The 22,943-nt window shown below is 68.0% G+C and carries 27 protein-coding genes, 1 tRNA gene and 1 pseudogene; 7 read left to right on the top strand and 22 right to left on the bottom strand.

Annotated elements, in window-relative coordinates; translation table 11 throughout:
- The first annotated feature begins 55 nt into the window (after positions 1-55).
- Positions 56-1,063 carry a DUF2125 domain-containing protein gene (locus tag QPR87_RS11155; protein WP_285049615.1) on the top strand — a complete coding sequence of 336 codons (1,008 nt, stop codon included), beginning with the start codon at positions 56-58 and terminating at the stop codon, positions 1,061-1,063.
- On the opposite strand, the gene QPR87_RS11150 is transcribed toward QPR87_RS11155, so the two are convergent.
- The 11 genes from QPR87_RS11150 to yajC form a co-directional block, all read right to left on the bottom strand.
- Positions 1,060-1,995 (bottom strand): prephenate/arogenate dehydrogenase family protein, encoded by a 936-nt coding sequence (locus tag QPR87_RS11150; protein ID WP_285049614.1) that lies wholly within the window; start codon positions 1,993-1,995, stop codon positions 1,060-1,062. The genes QPR87_RS11155 and QPR87_RS11150 overlap by 4 nt on opposite strands.
- Positions 1,995-3,098, bottom strand: coding sequence for a histidinol-phosphate transaminase (hisC, locus tag QPR87_RS11145; protein WP_285049613.1), 1,104 nt, complete (start codon positions 3,096-3,098; stop codon positions 1,995-1,997). Before hisC ends, QPR87_RS11150 begins: the two co-directional genes overlap by 1 nt.
- Positions 3,099-3,295: 197 nt before the next feature.
- Positions 3,296-3,814 (bottom strand): DsbE family thiol:disulfide interchange protein, encoded by a 519-nt coding sequence (locus tag QPR87_RS11140; RefSeq protein WP_104492644.1) that lies wholly within the window; start codon positions 3,812-3,814, stop codon positions 3,296-3,298.
- Between the two features lie 13 nt (positions 3,815-3,827).
- Positions 3,828-3,971, bottom strand: coding sequence for a heme exporter protein CcmD (gene ccmD, locus QPR87_RS11135; RefSeq protein WP_041529845.1), 144 nt, complete (start codon positions 3,969-3,971; stop codon positions 3,828-3,830).
- Positions 3,968-4,693, bottom strand: coding sequence for a heme ABC transporter permease (locus QPR87_RS11130; protein ID WP_285049612.1), 726 nt, complete (start codon positions 4,691-4,693; stop codon positions 3,968-3,970). Before QPR87_RS11130 ends, ccmD begins: the two co-directional genes overlap by 4 nt.
- Positions 4,694-4,745: 52 nt before the next feature.
- Positions 4,746-5,402 carry a heme exporter protein CcmB gene (gene ccmB / locus QPR87_RS11125; RefSeq protein ID WP_011747731.1) on the bottom strand — a complete coding sequence of 219 codons (657 nt, stop codon included), beginning with the start codon at positions 5,400-5,402 and terminating at the stop codon, positions 4,746-4,748.
- Between the two features lie 10 nt (positions 5,403-5,412).
- A complete protein-coding gene (gene ccmA / locus QPR87_RS11120) occupies positions 5,413-6,045 on the bottom strand; it encodes a heme ABC exporter ATP-binding protein CcmA (RefSeq protein WP_285049611.1) in 633 nt (210 codons plus the stop codon).
- A complete protein-coding gene (locus QPR87_RS11115; protein ID WP_011747733.1) occupies positions 6,042-6,398 on the bottom strand; it encodes an Mth938-like domain-containing protein in 357 nt (118 codons plus the stop codon). The genes ccmA and QPR87_RS11115 overlap by 4 nt, the downstream gene beginning before the upstream one ends.
- Positions 6,398-7,390, bottom strand: coding sequence for a protein translocase subunit SecF (secF, locus tag QPR87_RS11110; protein WP_285049610.1), 993 nt, complete (start codon positions 7,388-7,390; stop codon positions 6,398-6,400). Before secF ends, QPR87_RS11115 begins: the two co-directional genes overlap by 1 nt.
- Before the next feature lie 12 nt (positions 7,391-7,402).
- Positions 7,403-9,067 carry a protein translocase subunit SecD gene (gene secD / locus QPR87_RS11105; RefSeq protein WP_011747735.1) on the bottom strand — a complete coding sequence of 555 codons (1,665 nt, stop codon included), beginning with the start codon at positions 9,065-9,067 and terminating at the stop codon, positions 7,403-7,405.
- Positions 9,068-9,083: 16 nt separating this feature from the next.
- Positions 9,084-9,416, bottom strand: coding sequence for a preprotein translocase subunit YajC (gene yajC / locus QPR87_RS11100; RefSeq protein ID WP_285049609.1), 333 nt, complete (start codon positions 9,414-9,416; stop codon positions 9,084-9,086).
- Positions 9,417-9,703: 287 nt separating this feature from the next.
- Between yajC and mazG the strand changes: the two genes are divergently transcribed.
- Positions 9,704-10,459: a nucleoside triphosphate pyrophosphohydrolase gene (gene mazG / locus QPR87_RS11095; protein WP_285049660.1), complete on the top strand. Its 756-nt coding sequence runs from the start codon at positions 9,704-9,706 to the stop codon at positions 10,457-10,459.
- Positions 10,460-10,463: 4 nt separating this feature from the next.
- On the top strand, positions 10,464-11,369 hold the full coding sequence (locus QPR87_RS11090) for a phosphotransferase (protein ID WP_285049608.1): 906 nt from the start codon (positions 10,464-10,466) through the stop codon (positions 11,367-11,369).
- Here the strand turns inward: QPR87_RS11090 and dusA are convergent.
- Together dusA and QPR87_RS11080 are read right to left on the bottom strand one after the other, a co-directional pair.
- Positions 11,353-12,360, bottom strand: a complete 1,008-nt coding sequence (dusA, locus tag QPR87_RS11085; protein WP_285049607.1) for a tRNA dihydrouridine(20/20a) synthase DusA — start codon at positions 12,358-12,360, stop codon at positions 11,353-11,355. The genes QPR87_RS11090 and dusA overlap by 17 nt on opposite strands.
- Before the next feature lie 23 nt (positions 12,361-12,383).
- Positions 12,384-12,460: transfer RNA gene (locus tag QPR87_RS11080), tRNA-His, on the bottom strand.
- 114 nt (positions 12,461-12,574) lie between these two features.
- Between QPR87_RS11080 and QPR87_RS11075 the strand changes: the two genes are divergently transcribed.
- The gene (locus tag QPR87_RS11075) at positions 12,575-12,802 is read left to right on the top strand and encodes a DUF6324 family protein (RefSeq protein ID WP_011747867.1); all 228 of its coding nucleotides are present in this window, start codon (positions 12,575-12,577) and stop codon (positions 12,800-12,802) included.
- Here QPR87_RS11075 and QPR87_RS11070 read toward each other — a convergent pair.
- From QPR87_RS11070 to QPR87_RS11035, 8 genes are all read right to left on the bottom strand, one after another.
- Positions 12,783-13,259, bottom strand: a complete 477-nt coding sequence (locus tag QPR87_RS11070) for an MmcB family DNA repair protein (protein ID WP_011747868.1) — start codon at positions 13,257-13,259, stop codon at positions 12,783-12,785. The two genes, QPR87_RS11075 and QPR87_RS11070, sit on opposite strands and share 20 nt — an antisense overlap.
- Positions 13,260-13,583: 324 nt before the next feature.
- The gene (locus QPR87_RS11065) at positions 13,584-14,504 is read right to left on the bottom strand and encodes a DUF481 domain-containing protein (protein ID WP_011747869.1); all 921 of its coding nucleotides are present in this window, start codon (positions 14,502-14,504) and stop codon (positions 13,584-13,586) included.
- 425 nt (positions 14,505-14,929) lie between these two features.
- Positions 14,930-15,235: a hypothetical protein gene (locus QPR87_RS11060; RefSeq protein ID WP_285049606.1), complete on the bottom strand. Its 306-nt coding sequence runs from the start codon at positions 15,233-15,235 to the stop codon at positions 14,930-14,932.
- Positions 15,236-15,349: 114 nt separating this feature from the next.
- Entirely contained in the window at positions 15,350-15,850 is a 501-nt protein-coding gene (nusB, locus tag QPR87_RS11055) for a transcription antitermination factor NusB (RefSeq protein WP_011747871.1), read from the bottom strand.
- Entirely contained in the window at positions 15,847-16,398 is a 552-nt protein-coding gene (locus QPR87_RS11050) for a 6,7-dimethyl-8-ribityllumazine synthase (RefSeq protein ID WP_011747872.1), read from the bottom strand. Before QPR87_RS11050 ends, nusB begins: the two co-directional genes overlap by 4 nt.
- A 4-nt stretch (positions 16,399-16,402) precedes the next feature.
- On the bottom strand, positions 16,403-17,521 hold the full coding sequence (ribB, locus tag QPR87_RS11045) for a 3,4-dihydroxy-2-butanone-4-phosphate synthase (RefSeq protein WP_285049605.1): 1,119 nt from the start codon (positions 17,519-17,521) through the stop codon (positions 16,403-16,405).
- The gene (locus QPR87_RS11040; RefSeq protein ID WP_285049604.1) at positions 17,511-18,089 is read right to left on the bottom strand and encodes a hypothetical protein; all 579 of its coding nucleotides are present in this window, start codon (positions 18,087-18,089) and stop codon (positions 17,511-17,513) included. Before QPR87_RS11040 ends, ribB begins: the two co-directional genes overlap by 11 nt.
- Complete coding sequence (locus QPR87_RS11035; protein WP_011747875.1) at positions 18,089-18,682, bottom strand: riboflavin synthase; 594 nt, start codon at positions 18,680-18,682, stop codon at positions 18,089-18,091. Before QPR87_RS11035 ends, QPR87_RS11040 begins: the two co-directional genes overlap by 1 nt.
- Before the next feature lie 309 nt (positions 18,683-18,991).
- Between QPR87_RS11035 and QPR87_RS11030 the strand changes: the two genes are divergently transcribed.
- From QPR87_RS11030 to QPR87_RS23755, 3 genes and pseudogenes are all read left to right on the top strand, one after another.
- A complete protein-coding gene (locus QPR87_RS11030) occupies positions 18,992-20,314 on the top strand; it encodes a capsule polysaccharide biogenesis protein (RefSeq protein ID WP_011747876.1) in 1,323 nt (440 codons plus the stop codon).
- 98 nt (positions 20,315-20,412) lie between these two features.
- Positions 20,413-21,591: a polysaccharide biosynthesis/export family protein gene (locus QPR87_RS11025; protein WP_011747877.1), complete on the top strand. Its 1,179-nt coding sequence runs from the start codon at positions 20,413-20,415 to the stop codon at positions 21,589-21,591.
- 4 nt (positions 21,592-21,595) lie between these two features.
- Positions 21,596-22,399 (top strand): annotated as a pseudogene (locus QPR87_RS23755) (capsular polysaccharide export protein, LipB/KpsS family); the annotation flags it as partial.
- A 209-nt stretch (positions 22,400-22,608) separates the two neighbouring features.
- Here the strand turns inward: QPR87_RS23755 and QPR87_RS23750 are convergent.
- Complete coding sequence (locus QPR87_RS23750) at positions 22,609-22,833, bottom strand: hypothetical protein (protein ID WP_502921609.1); 225 nt, start codon at positions 22,831-22,833, stop codon at positions 22,609-22,611.
- Between the last annotated feature and the right edge of the window lie 110 nt (positions 22,834-22,943).

The following is a 22,943-nucleotide window of genomic DNA, read 5'->3' as shown; positions in this document are numbered from 1 at the left end:
AACTTAGGACAGCATGGCCGGCGTTCCAAGACGCCATGAAAACCGCGAGGACAGGATGCGCCGATTGCTTGCCCCTTTGATCGTTCTTGCCCTGATCTTGGGCGGGCTCTGGCTGGGCGGCGAAAGCCTGCTGGCGCAGCAACTGCGCCGGATCGCGGCCCAGGAGCCCATGGCGGCCCTGGGTGCGGCGCAGGAATTGCGCGACCCTCGGCGGATCGGGGTGCGGGTTTCGGCGCTGGAATTGCAGACCGGGGCCGGCCGGATCGAGCTGCCGCAGGCCGAGCTTTGGCTGACCCCCTTGCGCCCGACCACGCTGCGGCTGGCCCTACCGCCCCGCGCGGTGCTGGACCCCGGCTCCGGCCCCTTGGAACTCGGGCTTGCCGATGCCACCGCCCGGCTGCGCGTTCAGCCGCTGAACGGGCTGGGCATGGCCTCTGCCGGGATCAGTGCCGGCGTGTTGACGATTGAGGGGACAGAACTGGCAAAAGGGCTGCAAGCCGATGCGGAACTGGCGGCGCTGGACGCGAATGCGCCGCCCGATGCGGCCGCGGCCTACGACCTGGACCTCACCCTCGACGATCTGGAGCCCGGCCTGTTCGCGACCCTGCCGCTGCCGGGCCGGCTGAGCATGAACGCCACAGGCCGGGTCTGGCTGGACGCCCTGCCCCGGCCCTCGACGCTTACGCCCGATCTGGCGCCGCTGCCGGTCGGGTTGCAGCTCGACGATGCCGAATTGCGCCTGGGCGCGGTGCAGGCACGCATCCTCGGCCGGATCGAGGCGGATGCGCAGGGCCGCGCCCAGGGCCGGGTCGTGCTTTACACCCGGGATGCGAAACCGCTCTTGCAGGCCGCGGCCACGGCCGGGCTGATCCCGCCCAAGGTGGTGACGCTCGCCGGGACGATGCTGAAGAACATCTCGGACCTGCCGCTGCCCGAGAATGCGGGCTTCAGCTTTCCGCCCCCTGCCGAGGGCGAGCTGCGCCTGCCGCTGAGCTTCGCCGACGGCAAGACGAGCCTTGGCCCGGTGGTGTTGGGTCCGGCCCCGGCCTTCCCGCGCCGCTAGGGCTTGGCGACCTCGCCCGCCGTCAGGCTGCGGCCGAAATCCGGTGCTGCGGTATCCTGCCCGGCCTCGATGATGCCGCGGCGGATCGCACGGGTGCGGGTGAAGTAATCGTGCAGATGCGCGCCGTCGCCCATGCGGATCGCGCGCTGCAGCACGAAAAGCTCCTCGGTAAAGCGGCCCAGGATATCCAGCACCGCCTCCTTGTTCTGCAAGAACACGTCGCGCCACATGGTCGGGTCCGAGGCGGCGATGCGGGTGAAGTCCCGAAAGCCCGCGGCGGAATATTTGATGACCTCGCTTTCCGTCACCCGCTTGAGGTGATCGGCCACGCCCACCATGGTATAGGCGATCAGGTGCGGCGTATGACTGGTCACCGCCAGCACCAGGTCGTGATGCGCCGCATCCATCCGCTCGACATTGGCACCCATGGCGCGGATCAGCACCGACAGCCGCTCGGCAGCCGCCGGATCGCTGCCTTCGACGGGGGTCAGCAGCCACCAGCGATTGCGAAACAGCGCGGCAAATCCCGAGCGCGGACCCGAATGCTCGGTTCCCGCCAGCGGGTGGCCGGGGACGAAATGCACGCCCGGGGGCATGTGCGGCGCCACCGCCTCGATCACCGCCTGCTTGACCGAGCCCACGTCGGTCACGGTCGCGCCCGGCTTCAGATGCGGCGCGATCTCGGCCGCGACCGCACCCATGGCGCCGACCGGCACCGCCAGCACCACCAGATCGGCGCCCTCGACCGCTTCGGCGGCGGTCTCGGCAACGCGGTCGACCAGTCCGATCTCGCGCGCGGCTGCGCGGGTCTCGGGGCTGCGGGCATGGCCGATCACCTCGTCCGCCAGCCCCGCCTCGCGCATGGCCAGCGACATCGAACCGGCGATCAGCCCCAGCCCGATCAGGGCGACGCGCTCATAGATCACGGCCATCAGCGGCTCTCCGCGCGCTCGGCCATGTACTGGCCGATGACATGGGCCACGCGCCGGCACGAGGCCTCGTCGCCGATGGTGATGCGCAGGCAATGCGGCAGGCCGTAGCCGGCGACGCGGCGCACGATCAGCCCCTGGGTCTTGAGATACTCGTCGCAGGCCCCCGCGGTCTCGGCATCGGCAAAGCGCGCCAGGATGAAGTTCGCGCAGGAAGTATCCGAGGGCACGCCCTTCTCGGCCAGGGCTTCGGCCAGCCAGGCGCGCATCCTCGCATTCTCGGCCTGGCAGCGGGCGATATGCTCGCGGTCGCGCATGGCGGCCTCGGCCCCCTCCAGCGCGACGTTGGACAGGTTGAAGGGGCCGCGGATGCGGTTCAGGACATCGATGATCTCGCGCGGCCCGTAGCCCCAGCCGACCCGCAGCCCGCCCAGCCCGTAGATCTTCGAGAACGTCCGGGTCATGAACACATTGGGCAGCCGCGTCGCCAGCTCGGCGCCGCCGTCGTAATCCCCGACATATTCGGCATAGGCCGCATCGACCACCAGGATCGCCTGCGGCACGGCGCGGGCCAGCCGCTCCAGCTCGGGCAGGCCGACCATGGTGCCGGTCGGATTGTTCGGATTGGCGACGAAGATCAGCCGGGTGCGCGGGGTCGCCCCCGCGATCAGCGCGTCGATATCGGTCACCCGGTCGCGCTCGGCCACCTGCACAGGGGTCGCGCCCGCGGCATGGGCCGAGATGCGATACATAAGGAAACCATGCTCTGTGAACAGCACCTCGGTCCCCGGCCCCGCATAGGCCTGGCAGAGGAAATGGATGATCTCGTCCGAACCCACGCCGCAAATGATGCGGTCGGGATCAAGCCCATGCACCTCGCCGATGGCGCCGCGCAGCCCGGCATGGTCGGTATTGGGATAGCGATGCAGGCCATGGGCGGCACGGATTACCGCCTCGCGCGCCTTGTCCGAAGGCCCGAAGGGGTTCTCGTTCGAGGAAAGCTTCACGACGTTCTCGACCCCGGCCACCTTCGAGGCCCCGCCTTCGTAAAGCGAGATCTCCATGATACCGGGTTGCGGAGCGATGGTCGTCTGGTTCTGCGACATGGCGGCCCTCTTGCAAGCCCGGCCGTCTTAGCGCCCGCAGCAAGGCTTGGAAAGCCTTCGCGCGCCCCCGCCGGCTTTCATCGTTTCCCAAATACTCCTGCGACGGTGCAGGCGACGCGCGCAGGCCGCCGGTGTTCCGCACGGCTTCTTCGTTCCTCAAATACTCAAGCAAGGCCGCAGCCAGCCCGGCACCGCCATCACTCGGCTGCCAGCGCCTTTTCCAGCTCGGGCAGGAAGCGGTTCGTGTAGTCCTCGCGCACCAGCGGACCGGCATGGCGATGGAGGATGCGGCCCGAACCGTCGATGATGAAGGTCTCGGGCGGTGCGGTCACGCCCCAGTCGATCGCCACCCGCCCGCGCGGATCGGCGGCCAGCGCATGGAACGGATCGCCATGCTCGGACAGGAACCCCAGCGCCGCGCCCTCGGGATCCTTCAGGTCCACGCCATAGACCGGCAGCCGGGTCGAAAGCTCGGTCAGGGTCGGATGTTCGGCGCGGCAGGGCGGGCACCAGCTGGCCCAGAAGTTCACCAGCTTCACGCCCGGCTGGCGCAGCATCTCGTCGGTCAGTTGCACCTTGCCCGGCAGCGTGGCCTCGCCGACCGAGGGCGCCTCGCGCCCGATCATGGCCGAGGGCAGCGCGTCGGGATCGTCGCGCAACAGCGCCCAGCCGGACAGCCCGGCGAAACCGGCAAAGATCGCTACCGGCAGCAGCATCATGGGCGAGAACCTAGCCACGGCGCTCATGCTCCTGCAATTCGCGGCGGGCGCGGGCATTGGCCAGCACGGTCTGGACGACGATGCCGATCAGCAGCACCAGGCTCGCGCCATAGGCGGCCAGGACGGTTCCGGCATATTTGCCAAGTTCGGTCATGCACGGTTCTCCCTTGCCAGCAATGCGGCCAGACGGCGGCGGCGGATTTCGGTCCGGGTGCGGATCAGTAGAAGCGCCAGGAACAGCAGGAAGAATCCCGCCATGGTCAGGTAGAGCGGATAGCGATAGACCGCCGCCATGCGCTCGCCCGGCGCCATCGACAGCGATGCGCCCTGGTGCAGCCCCTGGTTCCAGAAATTCACCGCATAGCGCGACAGAAGCGCGAAGACCGAGCCGACGAGGCACAGCACCCCGGTCAGGTCGGCGGCGCTGTCCGGGTTCTCGACCGCCTCCCACAGCGCCATGTAGCCCAGATAGAACAGGAACAGGATCAGGAACGAGGTCAGGCGCGGATCCCATTCCCACCACGTTCCCCACATCGGCTGGCCCCAGATCGCCCCGGTGATCAGCGCGATCAGCGTCATCACCGCACCCACCGGCGCCGCGGCCTTGGCGGCCAGCGCGCTGACATGGTGGCGCCGGATCAGCCAGATCAGCGAGGTGACCAGCATCATCAGCCAGATGTTGATCGCCATCAGCGCGGCGGGCACATGCAGGAAGATGATCTTGACCGTCGAGCCCTGCTTGTAGTCCTCGGGGGTCAGGAACCCCCAGACCAGCCCCGTGACGGTGCAGGCGGCCGCCCCGGCCACCACCCATGGCAGGATGGCACCCGAGGTGCGCATGAACTTGACGGGGTTGGCATATTCCCAGATCGACATGTTTGCTTCCTAAATCGGGCACGCCGCCCGCTCAAGTGGCCAGTGGTCGCATTCACCGCAGATTGACGCGCAGCGCGGCGGCTGCGGCGAAGGGCGCCAGCGCCAATGTGGCTAGCGTGATCGCCGCCAGGAAGACCAAAGCCGTCATCGGATCGGCCCCTGCGGCACCCCGTCGCACCGCCTCGGCCCCGAAGATCAGCGTCGGCACGTAAAGCGGCAGCACCAGCAGCGACAGCAGCAGCCCGCCGCGGCGCAGCCCCACCGTCACCGCCGCGCCGAAGGCGCCCAGCATCGACAGCGCGGGCGTGCCCAAGAGCAACGAGGCCACGAGCCAGGGATAGGCCGGTCCCGGCAAGTGCAGAAGCAGGCCGAAGACCGGCGCCGACAGCGCCAGCGGCAGGCCGGTCACCAGCCAATGCGCCAGCGCCTTGATCGCCACCGCGCCCTCCAGCGGCAGGGGCGCCGTGGCCAGCAGGTCCAGGCTGCCATCCTCGAAATCCAGCGCGAAGATGCGGTCGAGGGACAAGAGGCACGATAGCAGCGCCCCCACCCACAGGATGCCCGGCGCGATGCGCGAGAGCGTGCCGCCCTCGGGCCCGACGCCAAAGGGAACCAGCGTGCAGACGATCAGGAAAAACGCCAGCGCAAGGCCGAAGCCCCCGCCCGCGCGCGTGGCCAGCCGCAGGTCGCGGATCAGTAGCGCCTTCATCCGCCCATCCTCATCCAAATGCCTCGTTGAAGCCGGCCGGCCGCGATTGCCGGCGCAGCTCGCTGGCGCGGAAGGGGCCAAGCTCAAGGATCTCGGCTTCGGGCAGGCCCAGGTCGATATGGGTGGCGATCACCGCCGCCCCGCCCCGCCCCAGATGGGCGCGCAGCATGGCGGCGAACAGCGCCACCGAATCGCGGTCGAGCGATACCGTCGGCTCGTCGAGCAGCCAGACCGGGCGGCCCGTCACCATCAGCCGCGCCAGCCCCAGCCGCCGCTTCTGCCCGGCGGAAAGCGCATGGGCCGGACGGTTGGCCAGATCGCGCAGGTTCATCGCCTCAAGCGCGGCGTCGATATCCCGGCCGCCGAAGATCTCGGCCCAGAAGCGCAGGTTCTCGGTCACGGTCAGCGCCGGTTTCAGCCCGTCGGAATGGCCGGCATAGGCGATGGCATCAGGTGCTGCCTCGATCACGCCCGAGACCAGCGGCTGCAACCCTGCCAGGGTACGCAGAAGCGTCGTCTTGCCGATGCCGTTCGGCCCGCGCAGCACCAGCGCGCCGCCGGCGTTCAGGTTGAAGCAGACGCCTTCGACGGCACGCAGCCCGCCCCGCGCCACGGCCAGGTCGCGGACGGCAAGCAGGTTCATAGCGGGACCAGCGCACAGGCCACGCGCCGGCCTTCGGACAGCGTGACGTTGTAGCTGCGCGCGGCCGAGGGCGAGTTCATCGGCTCGACCATCACCCCGGCTTCCTCCAGCGCGGCGGTCAGCGCGCGCGGAGGAAAGGCGATATCCGCCCCCATGCCCAGGAACAGCACATCCACCCGGCCGGCCAGCGCCAGCAAGGCGGCGCGATCCTCGAGCCCGCCCCAGGGCTGCACGCCCTCGGCGGTGACGATCACCGCACCATGATGCACCACGCCGCCGACGCGAAAGAAGCCGGGGCCGTAGCCGTCCACCGGCACGGCCCCCGCAAATTCCGTCGGCAGCATCGTCGGCATCAGGGCGCGTCCCGGAAGGCGGCGGGAATGTCCTCGCCCGGTGCCTTTTCGCTGGGACCGGGCTTGGACCAGTCGCGCTTGACGCCCAGCCACAGCACGATGTTCTTGGCGACATAGATCGTCGAATAGCAGCCGACGATCACGCCCCAAAGCATGGCGATGACGAAGTCGCGGATCACGTCGCCGCCAAAGATCAGCATCGCGGTCAGGGCGATGCCGGTAGTGACGGCCGTCATGATCGTGCGCGACAGCGTCTCGTTGCAGGTCAGGTTCATCAGGTCGAGCAGCGGCCGCGTCTTGTACTTGATCAGGTTCTCGCGCAGCCGGTCGAAGACCACGACCGTATCGTTGCACGAAAAGCCCAGCGTCGTTAGCAGCGCCGCGATGGTGGTCAGGTCGAAGCGCAGCTGGAACAGCGAGAACAGCCCGACCGTCAGCAGCACATCATGGATCAGCGAGATCACCGCCCCCAGCGCGAACTGCCATTCGAAGCGCAGCCAGATGTAGAACATGATGCCGATGGTTGCCGCGCCCACGGCGTAAAGGGCGGTCTTGATCAGCTCGCCCGAGACCTTGGGACCGACCGATTCCACCGCAGCGAAGGCCACCTGCGGATCGACGGTCTTCAGCACTGCCTCGATCTCGTTCAGCTGTGCGGGCGTGACCGAGCCAGTCTCGTCCGTGGTGCCGATGCGGATCATCGCGACATGCTTGGTCTCACCGAAGCTGGGGTCGAATACCTCGGTGATCGAGACGTCGCCCAGGTCCAGATCGCTCATTGCCTGCCGGTATTCGCCGACCTCGAAGGCCGTCGGGCTTTCGGTGCGGATGGTCGTGCCGCCCTTGAAGTCGATGCCGAAGTTCAGCCCCATCACCAGCAGGACAAGGACCGAGCCGACCATGGCCGCGGCCGAGACGCCGAAAGTCAGCCACTGCCAGCGGAAGAAGTTGAAGGATGTGTTGTCGGGAACGAGTTTCAGACGAAATGCCATGGTTCTGTTCCCTTACAAGATCAGTTCTTTGGGCTTGCGCCATTCCAGCCAGAACACGATCATCAGCCGCGTCAGGTAGATCGCGGTGAAGACCGAGGTGACCAGGCCGATGGTCAGCGTGACCGCAAAGCCCTTGACCGGGCCCGAGCCCAGGAAGAACATCACCGCAGCCGCGATGAAGCTGGTGACGTTGGCGTCGATGATCGCGCTCATCGCCTCGCCGAAGCCGTCGTCGATGGCCTTCACGATGCGCTTGCCGGCGCGTAATTCCTCGCGGATGCGCTCATAGATGATGACGTTGGCATCGACCGCCGTGCCGACGGTCAGCACGATGCCGGCGATGCCCGGCAGGGTCAGCGTCGCCCCCATCATCGACATGACCGACAGGATCAGGATGACGTTGACGATCACCGCGATCGAGGCGAAGACGCCGAAAAGCCCATAGCTCGCGACCATATAGGCCACCACGGCGACCGTGGCGATGATCGACGAGAGCCGGCCCGCATCGATCGAATCCTGGCCAAGTTCGGGGCCGATGGTGCGCTCTTCCAGGAAGGTCATCTCGGCCGGCAGCGCGCCCGCGCGCAGCAGCACGGCAAGCCGGGTGGATTCGTCGACATTCATCGCGCCCGAGATCTGCCCCGAGCCGGTGGTGATCGCCTGCCGGATCACCGGAGCCGAGATCACCTGGTTGTCCAGCACGATGGCGAAGGGCTGGCCGATATTGGACGAGGTATAGGCCCCGAACCGCTTGGCGCCCGACGGGCCAAAGCGGAAGTCGACCGCCGGCGCGCCGTTCTGGTCGAAGCTGGGCCGGGCGTCGGTCAGGTCCTCGCCGGTGACGACCGGGCTTTCCTCGATGACGTAATAGACGCCGGGCTCGTCCATCGAGGGCAGCAGCACGTTGCCGGGCCCCGGGCGGGCATTGGCGTCGGCGATGCGGCTGACCACCGGGTTGAAGGTCAGCTTCGCCGTGGTGCCGATCAGCTCCTTGAGCTCTTCGGCCGAGCCGATGCCGGGCACCTGGATCAGGATGCGATCCTTGCCCTGGCGCATGATCGTGGGTTCGCGCGTGCCGACCTCGTCGATGCGGCGGCGGATGATCTCCAGCGACTGCTGCACGGTGCGATCATCGGTCGCGGCCTTTTCCGCATCCGAAAGCTGCACGTTGAGCCGGTTGCCGCTGGCCGAGATCGCAAGATCGCTCTGCCCCGCGCCGGTCAGCGAGGCGACCGGGGTGGCAAGGCCGCGGGCGATCTCGACCGCCTTGGCCATCTGTTCGGGATTGCCGATCTCGACTGCAAGCTGGCCCTCGGGCGCCTGGACGCGGCGGACGGCGCCCACCACCTCGCGCTGCGCCACCAGCGCGTCGCGCAGTTCCGGCCAGAGCGAATCCATGCGCGCCTTGTAGACATCCTGGACGTGCACCTCGCCCAGAAGATGGGCGCCGCCGCGCAGGTCGAGGCCCAGGTTGACCAGCCCCGAAGGCAGCCAGTTCGGCCAGCCGGCGCGGGCCGCGGCCTCCTCGGGGGTTTCGAAACCGTTGCGTTCGGCGGCGGTGATGGCGTCGTTATGCTGCTCGACCTTGGTATAGAACAGGTTCGGCGTGGCATAAAGCAGACCCAGGGCGACAAGGCCCAGGATCAGCAGACGCTTCCAGAACGGGATGTCCAGCATGGCGGGAATGCGGCCTTCAGCTGTTGGCGGCGGCGGGTTGGATGCGGTTCACGAGCCCGGTCACGGTCGAGCGGATCACGCGGACCTTGACGCCGGGGGCGATCTCGACCTCCAGCTCGCCCTCGCGCACCGAGGTGACCTTGCCGATCAGCCCGCCCTGGGTGATGACCTCGTCGCCCTTCTTCAGCGCCTCGACCATGGCGCGATGTTCCTTCATGCGCTTCTGCTGCGGGCGGATCATCAGGAAATACATGATGACGAAGATCAGGATGAGCGGCAGGAACGAGGCGAGTCCTGCGGCGCCGGAAGCGCCTCCGGCGGCCTGGGCATAGGCGGGGGTCACGAGCATTAAGTCTATCCCTGTGCTGTCGTCTCCGGGCGGTCCCCCGGCGGAATTGGCGCGCACCCTATCCGCGGCTCGGACCGATGGCAAGAAAGCCCGGACCGCGCGCGGGGCGTAACGCGACATGGGCGCGCCGTGGACATGGGGCCGCGCATGTGGCAGGTCAATGCGGGCCAAGCCTATCAAGGGGGATCACGATGGCCGAGGACAAGCCGACCCACCCCGCGCCGGACCATCCCGCACTGGCCCGCGATGCGGCGGACCGCACCGGCATCCGCCGGCTGCTGGCCATCATGGCCGCGCTGCGCGACCCGCAAAGCGGCTGCCCCTGGGATATCGAGCAGGACTTCGCCTCGATCGCGCCCTATACCATCGAAGAGGCGCATGAGGTCGCCGATGCCATCGTGCGCGAGGCTTGGGACGAATTGCCCGGCGAATTGGGCGACCTGCTGCTTCAGGTGGTCTTTCACGCGCAAATGGCCGAAGAAGCGGGCATGTTCGATTTCGCCGACGTGGTGGCCAGCATCTCGGACAAGATGATCGACCGCCACCCGCATATCTTCGGCGACGAATCCCGCGACAAGTCGGCCGCCCAGCAGATCAGGGACTGGGAGGCGATTAAGGCCAGGGAACGCGCCGCCAAGGCGGAAAAGGGCGTGCTGGACGGGGTGGCGCTTGGCCTGCCGGCGCTGACCCGTGCGGTCAAGCTGCAGAACCGTGCCGCCCGCGTCGGCTTCGACTGGCCCGGCCCCGCCGAGGTGCTGGACAAGATCGTCGAGGAAACCCGCGAACTGGTCGAGGCCAGGGAGAGCGCCGATCACGCGCATTTGACCGAGGAATTCGGCGACCTGATGTTCGTGATGGCGAATCTGGCCCGGCATCTGGAGATCGACCCGGAAGAGGCGCTGCGGCTGGCCAATGCCAAGTTCACCCGCCGCTTCCGCTCGATCGAAGCCGCGCTGGCCGCCCAGGGCCGCCGCCCCGAGGACAGCGACCTGGCCGAGATGGACGCCTTGTGGAACGAGGCCAAGGCTGCCGAACGCGCCTGATCCCTTGGCCGCCCTGCCAGGGATCGAGCCGCTGCGCCTGGTGCGCGACCGGCCCGACCGGCTGGTCATGCAGGTCCGGCTGGATGGCCGCACGGCCTGGCTCAAGCAATTCTGCGGCACCGATCCTGCGGCCAGCGTGGCGCAGGCCCAGGCGAGGCTGCGACAGGCGGCCGAGGTGCTGGGCCAGGATCTCGATGCCGTCGCCCCGCCCCTGCTGGCGCTGCCCGAACGGGGCATTCTGATCACCGCCCCGGCACCGGGCCAACCCATCGCGCAACTGCTGGCCGGGGCCGACGATGCGCAGCGCGCCGCGCTGATCGCCCGCATGGGGTCGTGGCTACGCCAACTGGCCGGCACCACACGCACCCGCGGCAGATTCGGCCCGCGCTTCTGGCTGAACGGGCTAAGGACGCGGATCGCCGCGGCCTCGGGCGACTGGATCGACCGCGACCTGGTGGCCGGCCATATGCAGCGGATGCGTGCCGAAGCCGAGCTGCTGCGCGGCGCCGAGGTCGAGCGCGGGCTTTGCCATGGCGACCTGACGCCCGACAACCTGTTTGCCGACACTCCCCGTACCGGCGTGCTGCGGCTGACCGCCATCGACATGCAGGGCAGCGCGGTGATGGCGCTGGCCCGCGACATGGCGCGGCTGCTGGTCTGGCTGGAAAGCCGGCGCGAAAAGCCGGCGGCGCGGGTGCGGGACGGGATCGCCCTGCCCGACTGGCTGGCCTTGACCGAGGTGCGGGGCCTGATGGCCTCGGATCAGGCACCGATCCTGCGCTTCCTGATCGGAGAGGTGATGCTGGCCTATTATCTCGACAGCGCGCGCCAGCCGCTGCGTCGCCGGGCATTGGTGCGGGCGATGCGGGACTGGGCCGCGCAGGAGGGCACGGTCAGGCCGGTGCCATGACCTCGGCCAGCGCGGCGTCATAGACCGCCAACGCCTCGGCCCGGTCGCGGGCGCGCGACGCGCCTTCGGAGAGTTGCCGCCGCCAGCCGCGTGCGCCGGGCCGGCCGTGGAACAGGCCCAGCATGTGCCGCGTCGCCTGGTGCAGCCGCCCGCCCGTTGCCAGATGCGCCTCGACCAGATCGCGCAGCGCCCGCGCCGCCTCCAGCGGATCGGCAAAGCGCGGCTCCTCGCCCCAAAGCCGGTCGGCCTGTCCCAGCATGTCCCAGGGCTGGTGATAGGCCGCGCGCCCGATCATGACGCCGTCCATCGCCGCCAGATGATCGCGCACGGCGTCAAGCGAGGCGATGCCACCGTTGATCGACAGGTGCAGGTCCGGGAACGCCTGCCTCATGCGATGCACCAGCGGATAATCCAGCGGCGGCACCTCGCGATTCTCGCGCGGGGACAGGCCCTGCAGCCAAGCCTTGCGGGCATGGACGGTCATGCGGCGCACACCCGCCTCGCGCATGCGGGCGATGAAGTCGGGCAGCACCGCCTCAGGGTCCTGTTCGTCCACGCCGATGCGGCATTTCACCGTGACCTCGACCGGACTGGCGGCGATCATCGCCGCGACGCATTCGGCGACCAGTTCGGGCCGGGTCATCAGCACGGCGCCGAAACAGCCCGATTGGACCCGGTCGCTGGGGCAGCCGACGTTCAGGTTGATCTCGTCATAGCCCCAGTCGGCGCCGATCCGCGCCGCCTCGGCCAGTTGCGCCGGGTCCGAGCCGCCCAGTTGCAGCGCCACGGGATGCTCACCCGCGTCGAAATCCAGAAGCTTTGCCCTGTCGCCGTAAACCAGCGCGGGAGCGGTGACCATCTCGGTATAAAGCAGCGCGCGGCGCGACAGCAGCCGGTGGATGCGGCGGCACAGGCTGTCGGTCCAGTCCATCATCGGCGCGACGGAAAGCCGCGCCGCATCCGCGATGCCATTGTTCTGGACCGTGGCCATGGGTTCCGACTGCCTGATTACGGTGGTACCGCCTCCCCGGCTCGAACGGGGGACCTCTAGATCCACAATCTAGCGCTCTAACCAACTGAGCTAAGGCGGCACAGGCGGGTATCTAGCGCCAGCCACCGGCCTGTGCAAGCCCGTCTTGCCGGATTTTCGCATGCGGGTTAAGGAAAATCCCCAGATCCACCGGCCAGGCGCCAGGAGAACCAGCATGAGCATCAACAGCCAAAGCGACATCGCCGCCAATCTTCAGATCGGCCCCACCGACCACGGCATGGTCCGGATCTATGTCGAGGCCGAGAATATCGAGCTGCCGCTGGATTTCGACCCCGAGGAGGCCGAGGAGATCGCCGAGGAACTGCTGGCCGCCGCCGAGGCCGCGCGCAGCATCGGCGGTCCCGCCAAGCCGGGCAAGGGCGTCAAGAAGCCGCGCCGCTGATCCCCATCGGATCAGTCAGCGCCAAGAGCCGCGCCGTCGAGACCCGGGCGATGTCGCGCAAGAGCCGTGTGCGCCGCGCCCCGGCCAGCCGGGTTTCGGGCGCCATGCGGATCAACTCGCCCCCCCAGGAATCGGCGCGGATCAGGCCCGAGCCCGCGGGCAGCAGTTCCTCGGGAAAATCGGCATCCACCGCCCAGAAGAAGCGGTCGCAGAACTCCAGATAGCCCTGCCATTTCCGATCCGAGACGAAATCGGCCCGGCAGCTCTTGCATTCGACGACCCAGATCTCGCCCTTGGGCGAGACCGAGATGACATCGACCCGCAACCCGCCCGTCGGCACGAATTCCGGCAGCGCCGCATGGCCGAGCCCGGCCAGCAGCCGCGCCACGCCGCGCGCCAGCCGTTGGCCCGGCAGGACGGGCAGCAGGTCACCAGGTTGATCGGCGGCGCTGTTCATGCCCCGACCATGAACGAAACGGAAACATCTTGCAAGCCCGCGCCGCCCTTGCGGCGCAGCGGCCGCCGTCCTATCTAGGGAGCTGGCGGGTTTCTGCTCTTCTCGTGTGCGGCCATTTTTCTCACTGGCCTATAATTTCACCGAGGGGGCTGGCTCTGTCGGGGCCCTGGTCCCGTTATCCGGCTCCCACCTGGACATCCAGGCTTTCGGGGAAACCTGCGCCGCCACGGTCGCTGCGGTTCCCGCCACCGCTTTCCCTCACCCACCGATAAAAAAAGGGCGACCCGAAGGCCGCCCTGGAGAGAGGAGGGATATTCTGCTCGATCAGAAGCCGTAGACCAGCGACACGCCCAGCGTGTTGTCGGTACGGGTCGCCCGATCCGAGACATATTCGGTCTTGTAGGAGATCCGGGTCGCGAAGGCGTCCGTCATCTTGAAGTTCAGACCCAACTCGTTGGTCGCGGTATCGTTCGCGTCCGAGGTCAGGTAGTCGGTGTCGTTGGTGATGAAGAACTGGTCGTTGATCCGGTGGTAGAAACGCGACGACAGCAGGTAGCCGACTTCGGTTTCCGTGTTGTATTCATAGGACTCGGCGACCGGGTCGATCACGTCCACGGCCTTGGTGTAGCGCACGCCGACGGCAGCCTGCACGCGCCAGGCGGTGGTGTCGGTGTTGATCACGCGGTAACCCGGACCGACGCCGAAATAGGCGTCACGCTTCAGGCGGCCGTCCAGATCGGCGAAGCTTTCGTCGGTGCCCAGGCTGACCGGATCGTTGGCCAGCGCGTCGGTCGTCAGACGACCCAGGGCGAAGCCGTAGAAGCGGTCGTTGATGTCATACATGCCTTCGTAGATGACATAGGTCTTTTCGGTATCCGTGTCGCCGGCGTTGTTCTCGCCGTATTCAAGCAGGATACCGACCGACTGCGAGAAGCGGCCCTGGTTCGACGACAGGCGGCCGGCCAGGCTGAAGTCCTGGTTCTCGCTGTTGCCGGTGCGGCCGACATAGCTCAGCGCGACCGAACCGAACAGGCCTTCGCGGCGCTCGGGATTGCCGAAGCGATAGGCGTCGGACGAGCGGTCGAAATCGTCGCGAACCGATTCTTCGACATCCTTCATCTGTTCGTTGACCGAGGAAATGCCGGTGGCGTTGGCGCCCGTGGCGATTTCGGATTGCGCGAAGGCGGGGGCCGAGAATGCGGCGGCCAGAGCCGTGGCACCGGCGAGGTAAGCAAGCGTCTTCATCTTTGTCAGTCCTTTTCCGAACCGTTTCGTGTCCGTGGCGCCGGCCTTCCGAGGCCACGAGCATCTCTGCTGGCCCAGAGGTAGAACCCGTCCGCCCGCCGATAAAGGGGGCGGCAAAACTGCGCTCGAACTCGCAAAAACGTGAAATTCCCCGGGAACCAACGCATCGGCGGAAATCGGATCATGCGAAATCGTGATGAAACCATTTCACCCGGAGGTTGCACGGGAATTTTCGGCGCGAGGTCAGCTGGTAATAAGGCACCACATCGCTCACGAAAGATGAGCGTTTGGAAACATGCGGATGACGAAAGCCTATTGCACAAAAAAAAGGCAGCCGATCACTGCCTTTTGCGGGATAAAATTGTTGCGAAAGGTCCACAGTGGCGACGCAAAAATGCAGCGCCGGTCACGAACCGGCGCGGCGATCAGCGCCGGCGCGTGGCGGCGGGGGCCAGGGCGGGCGCGGGGCGGCGGCGAATCCGCTGCCGCAACCCGCCGCGCGGGCCGTCCTTGCGGGCCATCAGCATGACGCGGATGCCGAACTGCACCCCTGAAAAGAGGATGGTGTGAAAGACGACCAGCATCAGCACCGCGATCCAGCCGCCGCGCGTGGCGGTCACCAGATGCCGCAGCGTCGCCACGTCCAGCGCCAGCAGCAGCGCGGTGAACAGCAGCGCCAGCGCAAAGCCGATGGCGATGCTGACGATATACAGCCGGACGAGTTGCGGCATGAGCGTCCCCGAAAACAGATGAACCAGCCCATCCTAGCGCGATCGACGGCAACCCCAAAGGAAAATGCCGCCCCGCGCCTCGCGTCAGGATGCCTCGGCCCAGAAAGCTCGGGTTCAGAACGCCTCGGGTCGGGCCTCGCGCGCCATATGGTCCAGCACGGCATTGACGAATTTCGACTCGCGCCCCTCGGCGAAGAAGGTCTGCGCCAGGCGGACATATTCGGTGATGACCACCTTGGGCGGGGTCTTGGGCGTCACCAGCTCGGCGCCCGCCGCGCGAAAGACCGAGCGCAGCACCGGGTCGATGCGGTCGATGGGCCATTTCGCCACCAGCGCGCGGTCGGTCATCTGGTCGATTTTCGACTGCCAGGTGACGGCATCGTCCACGATGCGGGTGAACAGTGCCTGGTCCGCCTCGGCCGAGACGATGTCATCGTCCTCGTCCTCGCGGCCGATGCGCCAGTTCAGGAATTCACGCTGCACGCGGTCGGCCGACTGGCCCGCCGCCTCCATCTGGAACAGCGCCTGCACCGCATAAAGCCGCGCGGCCGCTGCCCGGGCCTGCCGCGCCTGCCGGTCGCCGGAACGGCCCTGCTTGTCGCCCGCCCCGCTCATGCGCTGCCCGGCCCGTCGATCTCGCCCGCCAGCCGGATCACGTCCCGGGGCGGTGTCGCCTTGTCGCGCGGCGCCCGCGTCTCCCAGCCGCGCTTGAGCGCGATCAGGTGCACCGCCGCCGCCGCGGCGCCGCCGCCCTTGTTCTGGCCCTGCGGATCGGCGCGAACCTCGGCCTGCTGGTAATTCTCGACCGTCAGGATGCCGTTGCCGATGCAATGCCCTTGCAGGCCCAGCAGCGTCAGCCCGCGCGAGCTGTCGTTGCAGACGGTGTCGTAATGCGTCGTCTCGCCACGGATCACGCAGCCAAGCGCGACATAGCCGTCGTAAAGGTCGCGGCCGGCGGCCAGCGCGATGGCGCTGGGGATTTCCAGCGCGCCGGGCACCTCGACCAGATCGACCGCGACGCCTGCGGCTTCGGCCACGCCGCGCGCGCCGGCGATCAGCCCGTCGGCGATCTGCCGGTAATAGGGCGCGACCACGATCAGCAGGCGCGCACCGCCCTCGATCCTGGGCAGCGGCAATTGGTCATGTTCGATGCTGGCGGCCATGTCGTCACTCTTTGGGAATCGGACGGGTGGAATGGATCGAAAGACCGTAGGCGTCAAGCCCGACCGCCTTGACCGGCGCCGAATTGGTCAGCACCACCAGTTCCGACAGGCCGAGCGCCGAGAGGATCTGCGCGCCAAGCCCGTATTGGCGCAGCACATGCGAGGACACCTCGTCCTGGCGCGGCAGGCGCGGTTCCAGGTCGCGGAACAGCACCACGACGCCCCTGCCCTCCTCGGCGATGATGCGCATGGCGGCGCCCAGCGTGCCGGCGTTCTCGCGGCCGATGCCCAGCACGTCGTGCAGCGGGTCCAGCACATGCATGCGCACCGCCACCGGGCCGGGCGCGGTCAGGTCGCCCCTGGTCAGCACGATATGCTCGGCGCCCGTAGTCTCGTCGGCAAAGATGCGCATCATCCAGTCGCCGCCAAAGATCGAATGCACGGCGCGCTGGCCGCGCTCGGCGATCAGGTTGTCGTGGCGGCGGCGATAGGCGATCAGGTCGCTGATGGTGCCGATCTTCAGCCCGTGCCTCTGGGCAAAGGCGATCAGATCCGGCAGGCGCGCCATCGAGCCGTCCTCGTTCATGATCTCGCAGATCACGCCCGAGGGGTTCAGCCCCGCCAGCCGCGCCACGTCGACCGCCGCCTCGGTATGGCCGGCGCGCACCAGCACGCCGCCGTCGCGGGCGCGCAGCGGAAACACATGGCCGGGGGTGGCGATGTCGGCCGCGCCCTTGCTGGGGTCGATGGCCACCGCGACCGTATGGGCGCGGTCATGGGCCGAGATGCCGGTGGTCACGCCCTCGCGCGCCTCGATCGACATGGTGAAGGCGGTTTCGTGCCGGCTGGAGTTCTTGGGGCTCATCAGTTGCAGGCCAAGCGCGTCGATGCGCGCGCCCGGCAGCGACAGGCAGATCAGCCCGCGGCCGTGGGTGGCCATGAAGTTGATCGCCTCGGGCGTGGCCATCTGCGCCGGGATGACCAGGTCGCCCTCGTTCTCGCGGTCCTCGTGATCGACCAGGATGAACATGCGGCCGTTGCGGGCCTCGTTGATGATCTCCTCGATGGGAGAGATCGCGTCGGACCAGTCGCGCTCGACCGGCCCCGGCTTTTCATACTGCATCCGCCGCTCCTGCAAAGAACCTCTGGCCGGTGACGAAACCCGCCAGACCGCCCGCCGTCATCATTTCCCGCTCATGCTCGGTCTCGCCGATCATCAGCACCGCATCGCCGGGCAGGCCCTGTGCCCGCAGCCAGCCCTTCATCCTGTCCCGCATCGCCGACCAGCTGTCGCCAAAGGGCGGCAGGCGTCCGGCCGAGACAGCCCCGATCTGCACCGCGATCGCCTCGGGCGCAAGCCCCGGCGCACAGCCCAGATGCGGCGCGGCGGCACTTTCCGCGATGCGCCGGCGTTCGGTCGCGCCGACCGGCTGGCCGTCGCGAAACACCCCCAGCGCGTTCGTCGAATAGAGAAAGGCCACCAGGTCGCGCCCCGTCGTCGCCCGCACCCCGGCATAGGTCTTGTAGTCCAGCCCCAGCTGCCTGGCCCGGCGGACCTGCATGCGCACCACCTCGACCGGCAGCCGCGTGCCCAGCAACTCGCGCCGCGCGACGGTCCAGGCATGGGCGCGAAAGCCGCGACCCGCCTCGGGGACCAGCGCAGGGCCGCGGTTATGGCCGATCCCGGCCATCAGCCCGCTTCGGCCAGCCGCGCGACATAGCGCGCCAGCGTGTCGATTTCCAGGTTCACCTCGTCGCCGGCCTGCACCTCGCCCCAGGTGGTCGCCGCCTGGGTATGCGGGATGACGTTCACGCCGAAGCGGTCGCCCTCGACCTCGTTCACGGTCAGCGAGGTGCCGTTCAGCGCCACCGAGCCCTTGGGCGCAATAAAGCGCGCCAGCGCCTCGGGCGCGCGCAGGGTGATGCGGGTGCTGTCGCCTTCGTCGCGCATCTCTTCTATCACCGCGACGCCATCGACATGGCCCGAGACGATATGCCCGCCCAGTTCGTCGCCGACGCGCAGCGCCCGCTCCAGGTTCAGCCGCCTGCCCGGCGCCCAGCCGTTTGCGCCGATATTGGTCTTGGAGATGGTCTCGGCCGAGATGTCGACGTCGAACCAGTCCGACCCTTTCTCGACCACGGTCAGGCAGATGCCGTCGCAGGCGATCGAGGCGCCCAGGTCGACCCCCGCCATCTCGTAATGGCACGAGATCCGCGCCCGCATGTCGCCGCGCATCTCGACGCGGGAGACCTCGCCGATATCGGTGATGATGCCGGTAAACATGGACCTTCCCTTTCCTTGGCTGCCCGAGAACTAGAGCCTCGGCACCCGATCTTCAAGCAAAGCCGCAACAGTCGCGAACGTCCTTTGGGACAAGAATGCCGGAAAGCCCGTGACAGCGGCAGATCTTTTGTGCAATTAGAACAACCAGACCTCGGTGGCAGGGCCCGCCTGTAGCGAAAAGCCCAAATCCTACAGGAATCCGACACCAAGGTCCCGATGCACCATTCCCTGACCGGAACCCGCCATCTTCGTGATTCTGGCGCCATGCTGCCGTCGCCGGCGGCGGCCGCACCAGTGCCGGGCACCACCATGCGCCCGCTTGCGCCGGTGGCCGCCACGACCGCCCTGCCCGCCGCAAAACGGGTGTTCCTGTTGCTGCAAGGTCCGCATGGCCCGTTCTTCGACCGGATCGGACAGCTCTTGCGCGATACCGGGGCGCAGGTCTGGCGCGTCGGCTTCAACGCGGGCGACGAATTCTTCTGGTCCGACAAGGCCCGGTTCATCCGCCATGGCAGCGGCCCCGAGGACTGGCCCGAACATCTCGACCGCATCATCGCCGAAAAGGGCGTGACCGACATCATGCTTTACGGCGACGTGCGCCCCATCCATGCCGCAGCGCGCCGGGCGGCGCAGCGCCACGACCTGGTGCTGCATGTCTTCGAGGAAGGCTATCTGCGCCCGTTCTGGATCACCTATGAGCGCGGCGGCTCGAACGGCCATTCGGCGCTGATGCGCATCCCCGTGGGCGAGATGCGCAACGCGCTGCGCAACCGCATCGCCGAGATGCACCGCCCGCCAGCACGCTGGGGCGACATGCGCCAGCACAAGTTCTATGGCGCGCTCTATCATTTCCTGGTGCTGGTGGCGAATGGCGGCTATCCCGGCTATCGCACCCATCGCCAGATCGGCGTGTTCGAGGAGTTCCGCCTGAACCTGCGCCGCTTCCTGCTGACGCCCCTCAACGCGCTGGCGCGGATGCGCGAGGCGGGCGCGGTGCGGCGCGGCGGCTTTCCCTATGTGCTGGTGCTGATGCAGCTGGAGCACGATTCCAACTTCCTCGCCCATTCGCCGTATCGCCGCATGTCGGAATTCACCGACGAGGTGCTGGCGGCCTTTGCCGCTTCGGCGCCCTGCCACCACCGCATCGTGTTCAAGGCCCATCCTCTCGAGGACGGGCGCGGCGGCATCCGCCAGGCCATCCTTGAAAAGGCCCGCGAGCTGGGGATCGAGCACCGGGTGTATTTCGTGCGCGGCGGCAAGCTGGCGCGGTTGCTGAACCAGGCCCATGCGGCCGTGACGGTGAATTCCACCGCCGCCCAGCAGGCGCTGTGGCGCGGGCTGCCGGTCAAGGCCATGGGCCGCGCCGTCTTCGACAAGCCCGGCCTCGTCTCGGACCAGAGCCTTTGCGAATTCCTGCGCGATCCGCGCCCGCCGCATGCGCTGGCCTATCGCCGCTATCGCGACTTCCTGCTGGAAAGCAGCCAGGTGCCCGGCGGCTTTTATGCCACGCGTTCGCGGGCCCATGCGCTGCGCATCGTGGTGGACATGATCCTGGCGCCCGAGGACCCCTATCAGGCGCTTTTCGCCGGACGTGGCAAATATCGGCAACAGATGGGCGGCAATGACGATTGAACCGGGCAAAAATATGGAAAACAACCGGACGTTGGAGTAACGTGCCCGCAAAACAAGGTCTGCGATCGGGGAATCGCGCGAGAGGACAGGAGTACAATTTGACGCAAGCACTTTTTTCGCCCCTTCGATCCGGCGCGACACCCATTCGCACGCGCAGCCTTGCCGCTCGTCTGACGCGGGCGATGATTCTGGGGGGGATGCTTCTGGTTTCGGCCTGCGGGCTGCCGCGCTCTGGTCCCACCAAGGGCCAGATCCTTTCCAGTTCGGTGACCAAGGGCGGCACCACCCATATCGTCAATGTCGACGACCGGGTGAACCGGGCCGCCAGCTATACCCCCGCCTACGGCTTCTCGGCCGATTTCCGCGCAGCCAGCACGGTGGCCGCCGACGATATCCGCCCCGGCGACGTGCTGGGGCTGTCGATCTGGGAAAACGTCGATGACGGGCTGCTGGCCTCGATGGGGTCGAGCTCGACCCAGCTGACCGAATTGCAGGTCGACAGCCAGGGCTACATCTTCGTGCCCTATGCCGGCCGGGTGCTGGCGGCGGGCAACAGCCCCGAGGAACTGCGCCGCATCATCACCCAGAAGCTGGAAACCCAGACCCCCGACCCGCAGGTCATGGTGACCCGCGTCGCCGGCGACGGCGCCACCGTCTCGGTCATGGGCAAGGTGAACTCGCAAGGCGTCTATCCGATCGAGCGTCCGACCCGCACCCTTTCGGCGATGCTGTCGCGTTCGGGCGGCGTCACCATCGAGCCCGAGATCGCCGTGATCACCGTCAAGCGCGGCAATTCCAGCGGCAAGGTCTGGCTGCGCGACCTGTATTCCAGCGCGCGCAACGACATCGCACTGCGCCCCGGCGACGTGATCCTGGTCGAAGAGGACGAGCGCAGCTTTACCGCGCTCGGCGCGCTTGGCGGCCAGACCAAGGTGCCGCTGGGCAACGAGCAGATCAACGCCATCGAAGCCGTGGCCATGGTCGGCGGCCTCAGCACCTCGCTGGCCGATCCCAAGGGCGTCTTCGTTCTGCGCGAAGAGCCGCAGACCGTGGCCCGCGCCGTGCTGGGCCGCGGCGACATCCATGGCAACCAGCGCGTCGCCTATGTTCTGGACCTGACCAAGCCCGACGGCATGTTCCTGGCGCGCGATTTCATCATCCGCGACGGCGACACGGTCTATGTGACCGAGGCACCCTTCGTGCAATGGCGCAAGACCTTGCAGTCGATCCTGGGCACCGCCGCCGAAGTCGGCTCGGCCAACAGCGCCTTCGAGTAAAGGCATGCATCCCAAGGACAGGGCCGCCGGGGATTCCCGGCGGCTTTTCATATGCAGCGCCGGTTTCCTGACCCGCCCGCGCCTGCGCCGCATCCTGCAACTGGCCGGTTGGTCGCCGCGCATCGGCCTGCCCGGCCCCGGCGATCATGTCGGCATCTGGGGCAACAGCCCTGTCGCCTGGCGCGGCAAGGCCCTTGCCGCCCGGCGCGGTGCCGGGCTGGTGCGGGTCGAGGATGCCTTCCTGCGCTCGATCCTGCCGGGGCGGGCGCGCGGGCCGGTGGCCCGGCGTGGTCCCATCGGGTTGCTGATCGATCCCGTCGGGCTGCATTTCGACCCCGAGGCGCCCTCGCTGATCGAAACCCTTGTCCACGCGACCGAAACCCACTCGCATCTGGACCGGGCCCGGCAGGGGATTGCGCGGCTGATCGCCGCGGACCTGTCGAAATACAATGCGCATCTGCCGCAGGTCGCGCCGCCCGCCCCCGGCTATGTTCTGGTCATCGACCAGACCCGCGGCGACGCCTCGCTGCTGGGGGCCGGCCGCGCTGATTTCCTGGAAATGCTGGCCGCGGCGCGCGACGAAAACCCCGGCCTGCCGCTGGTGCTCCGCAGCCATCCCGAGACGGCGCGCGGCCTGCGCCCCGGTCATTTCACCCAGCAGGACCTGCGCCCGGGCGAGACGTTCTGCGACGGTGCCGTCTCGCCCTGGGCGCTGCTGCGCGGGGCGGCGCGGGTCTATGCGCTGTCCTCGCAACTCGGCTACGAGGCGATGCTGGCCGGCCACCGGCCGCGTGTCTTCGGCCGCCCCTTCTATGCCGGCTGGGGGCTTTCGGACGACCAGCACCCCCTGCCGCGCCGCAGCCCGGCCGGCATCGAGCAGCTTTTCGCCGCCAGCCACCTGCTCGCGCCGGTCTGGTATGATCCGTGCCGCGACCGGCTGACCGATTTCGAGGGGGCGCTGGACCAGATCGAGGCCGAGGCCCGCGCCTGGCGCCAGGATCATGCCGGGCATCTGGCTTATGGCATCCGGCTGTGGAAACGCCCCTTCATGGCGCGGTTCTTCGGCTGCGGCGGCGGGGTGCGTTTCGCTGCGAAACCCGGGCCGGGCGTGACCATGGCCTGGGCCAACCGCGCGGCCGAGACCCCCGGCGCGCTGCGCATCGAGGACGGCTTCCTGCGTTCGCGCGGGCTGGGCGCCGCACTGGTGCCGCCGCTGTCGCTGGTCGCCGACGATCTGGGCATCTATTACGACCCCGGCCGCGAAAGCCGGTTCGAGCGGCTGATGACCCAGCCGCTGCCCCCCGGCGGGCACGCGCGCGCTGCGGCTTGGCCGCCATCTCGTCGAATCCGGC

Origin of the sequence: Paracoccus sp. SSJ, from assembly GCF_030234105.1 — a bacterium.
In the GTDB taxonomy this organism is placed as follows: domain Bacteria; phylum Pseudomonadota; class Alphaproteobacteria; order Rhodobacterales; family Rhodobacteraceae; genus Paracoccus; species Paracoccus denitrificans.
The sequence above is the reverse complement of the archived record's forward strand: the minus strand, read 5'-3'. Positions and strand labels throughout refer to the sequence as shown.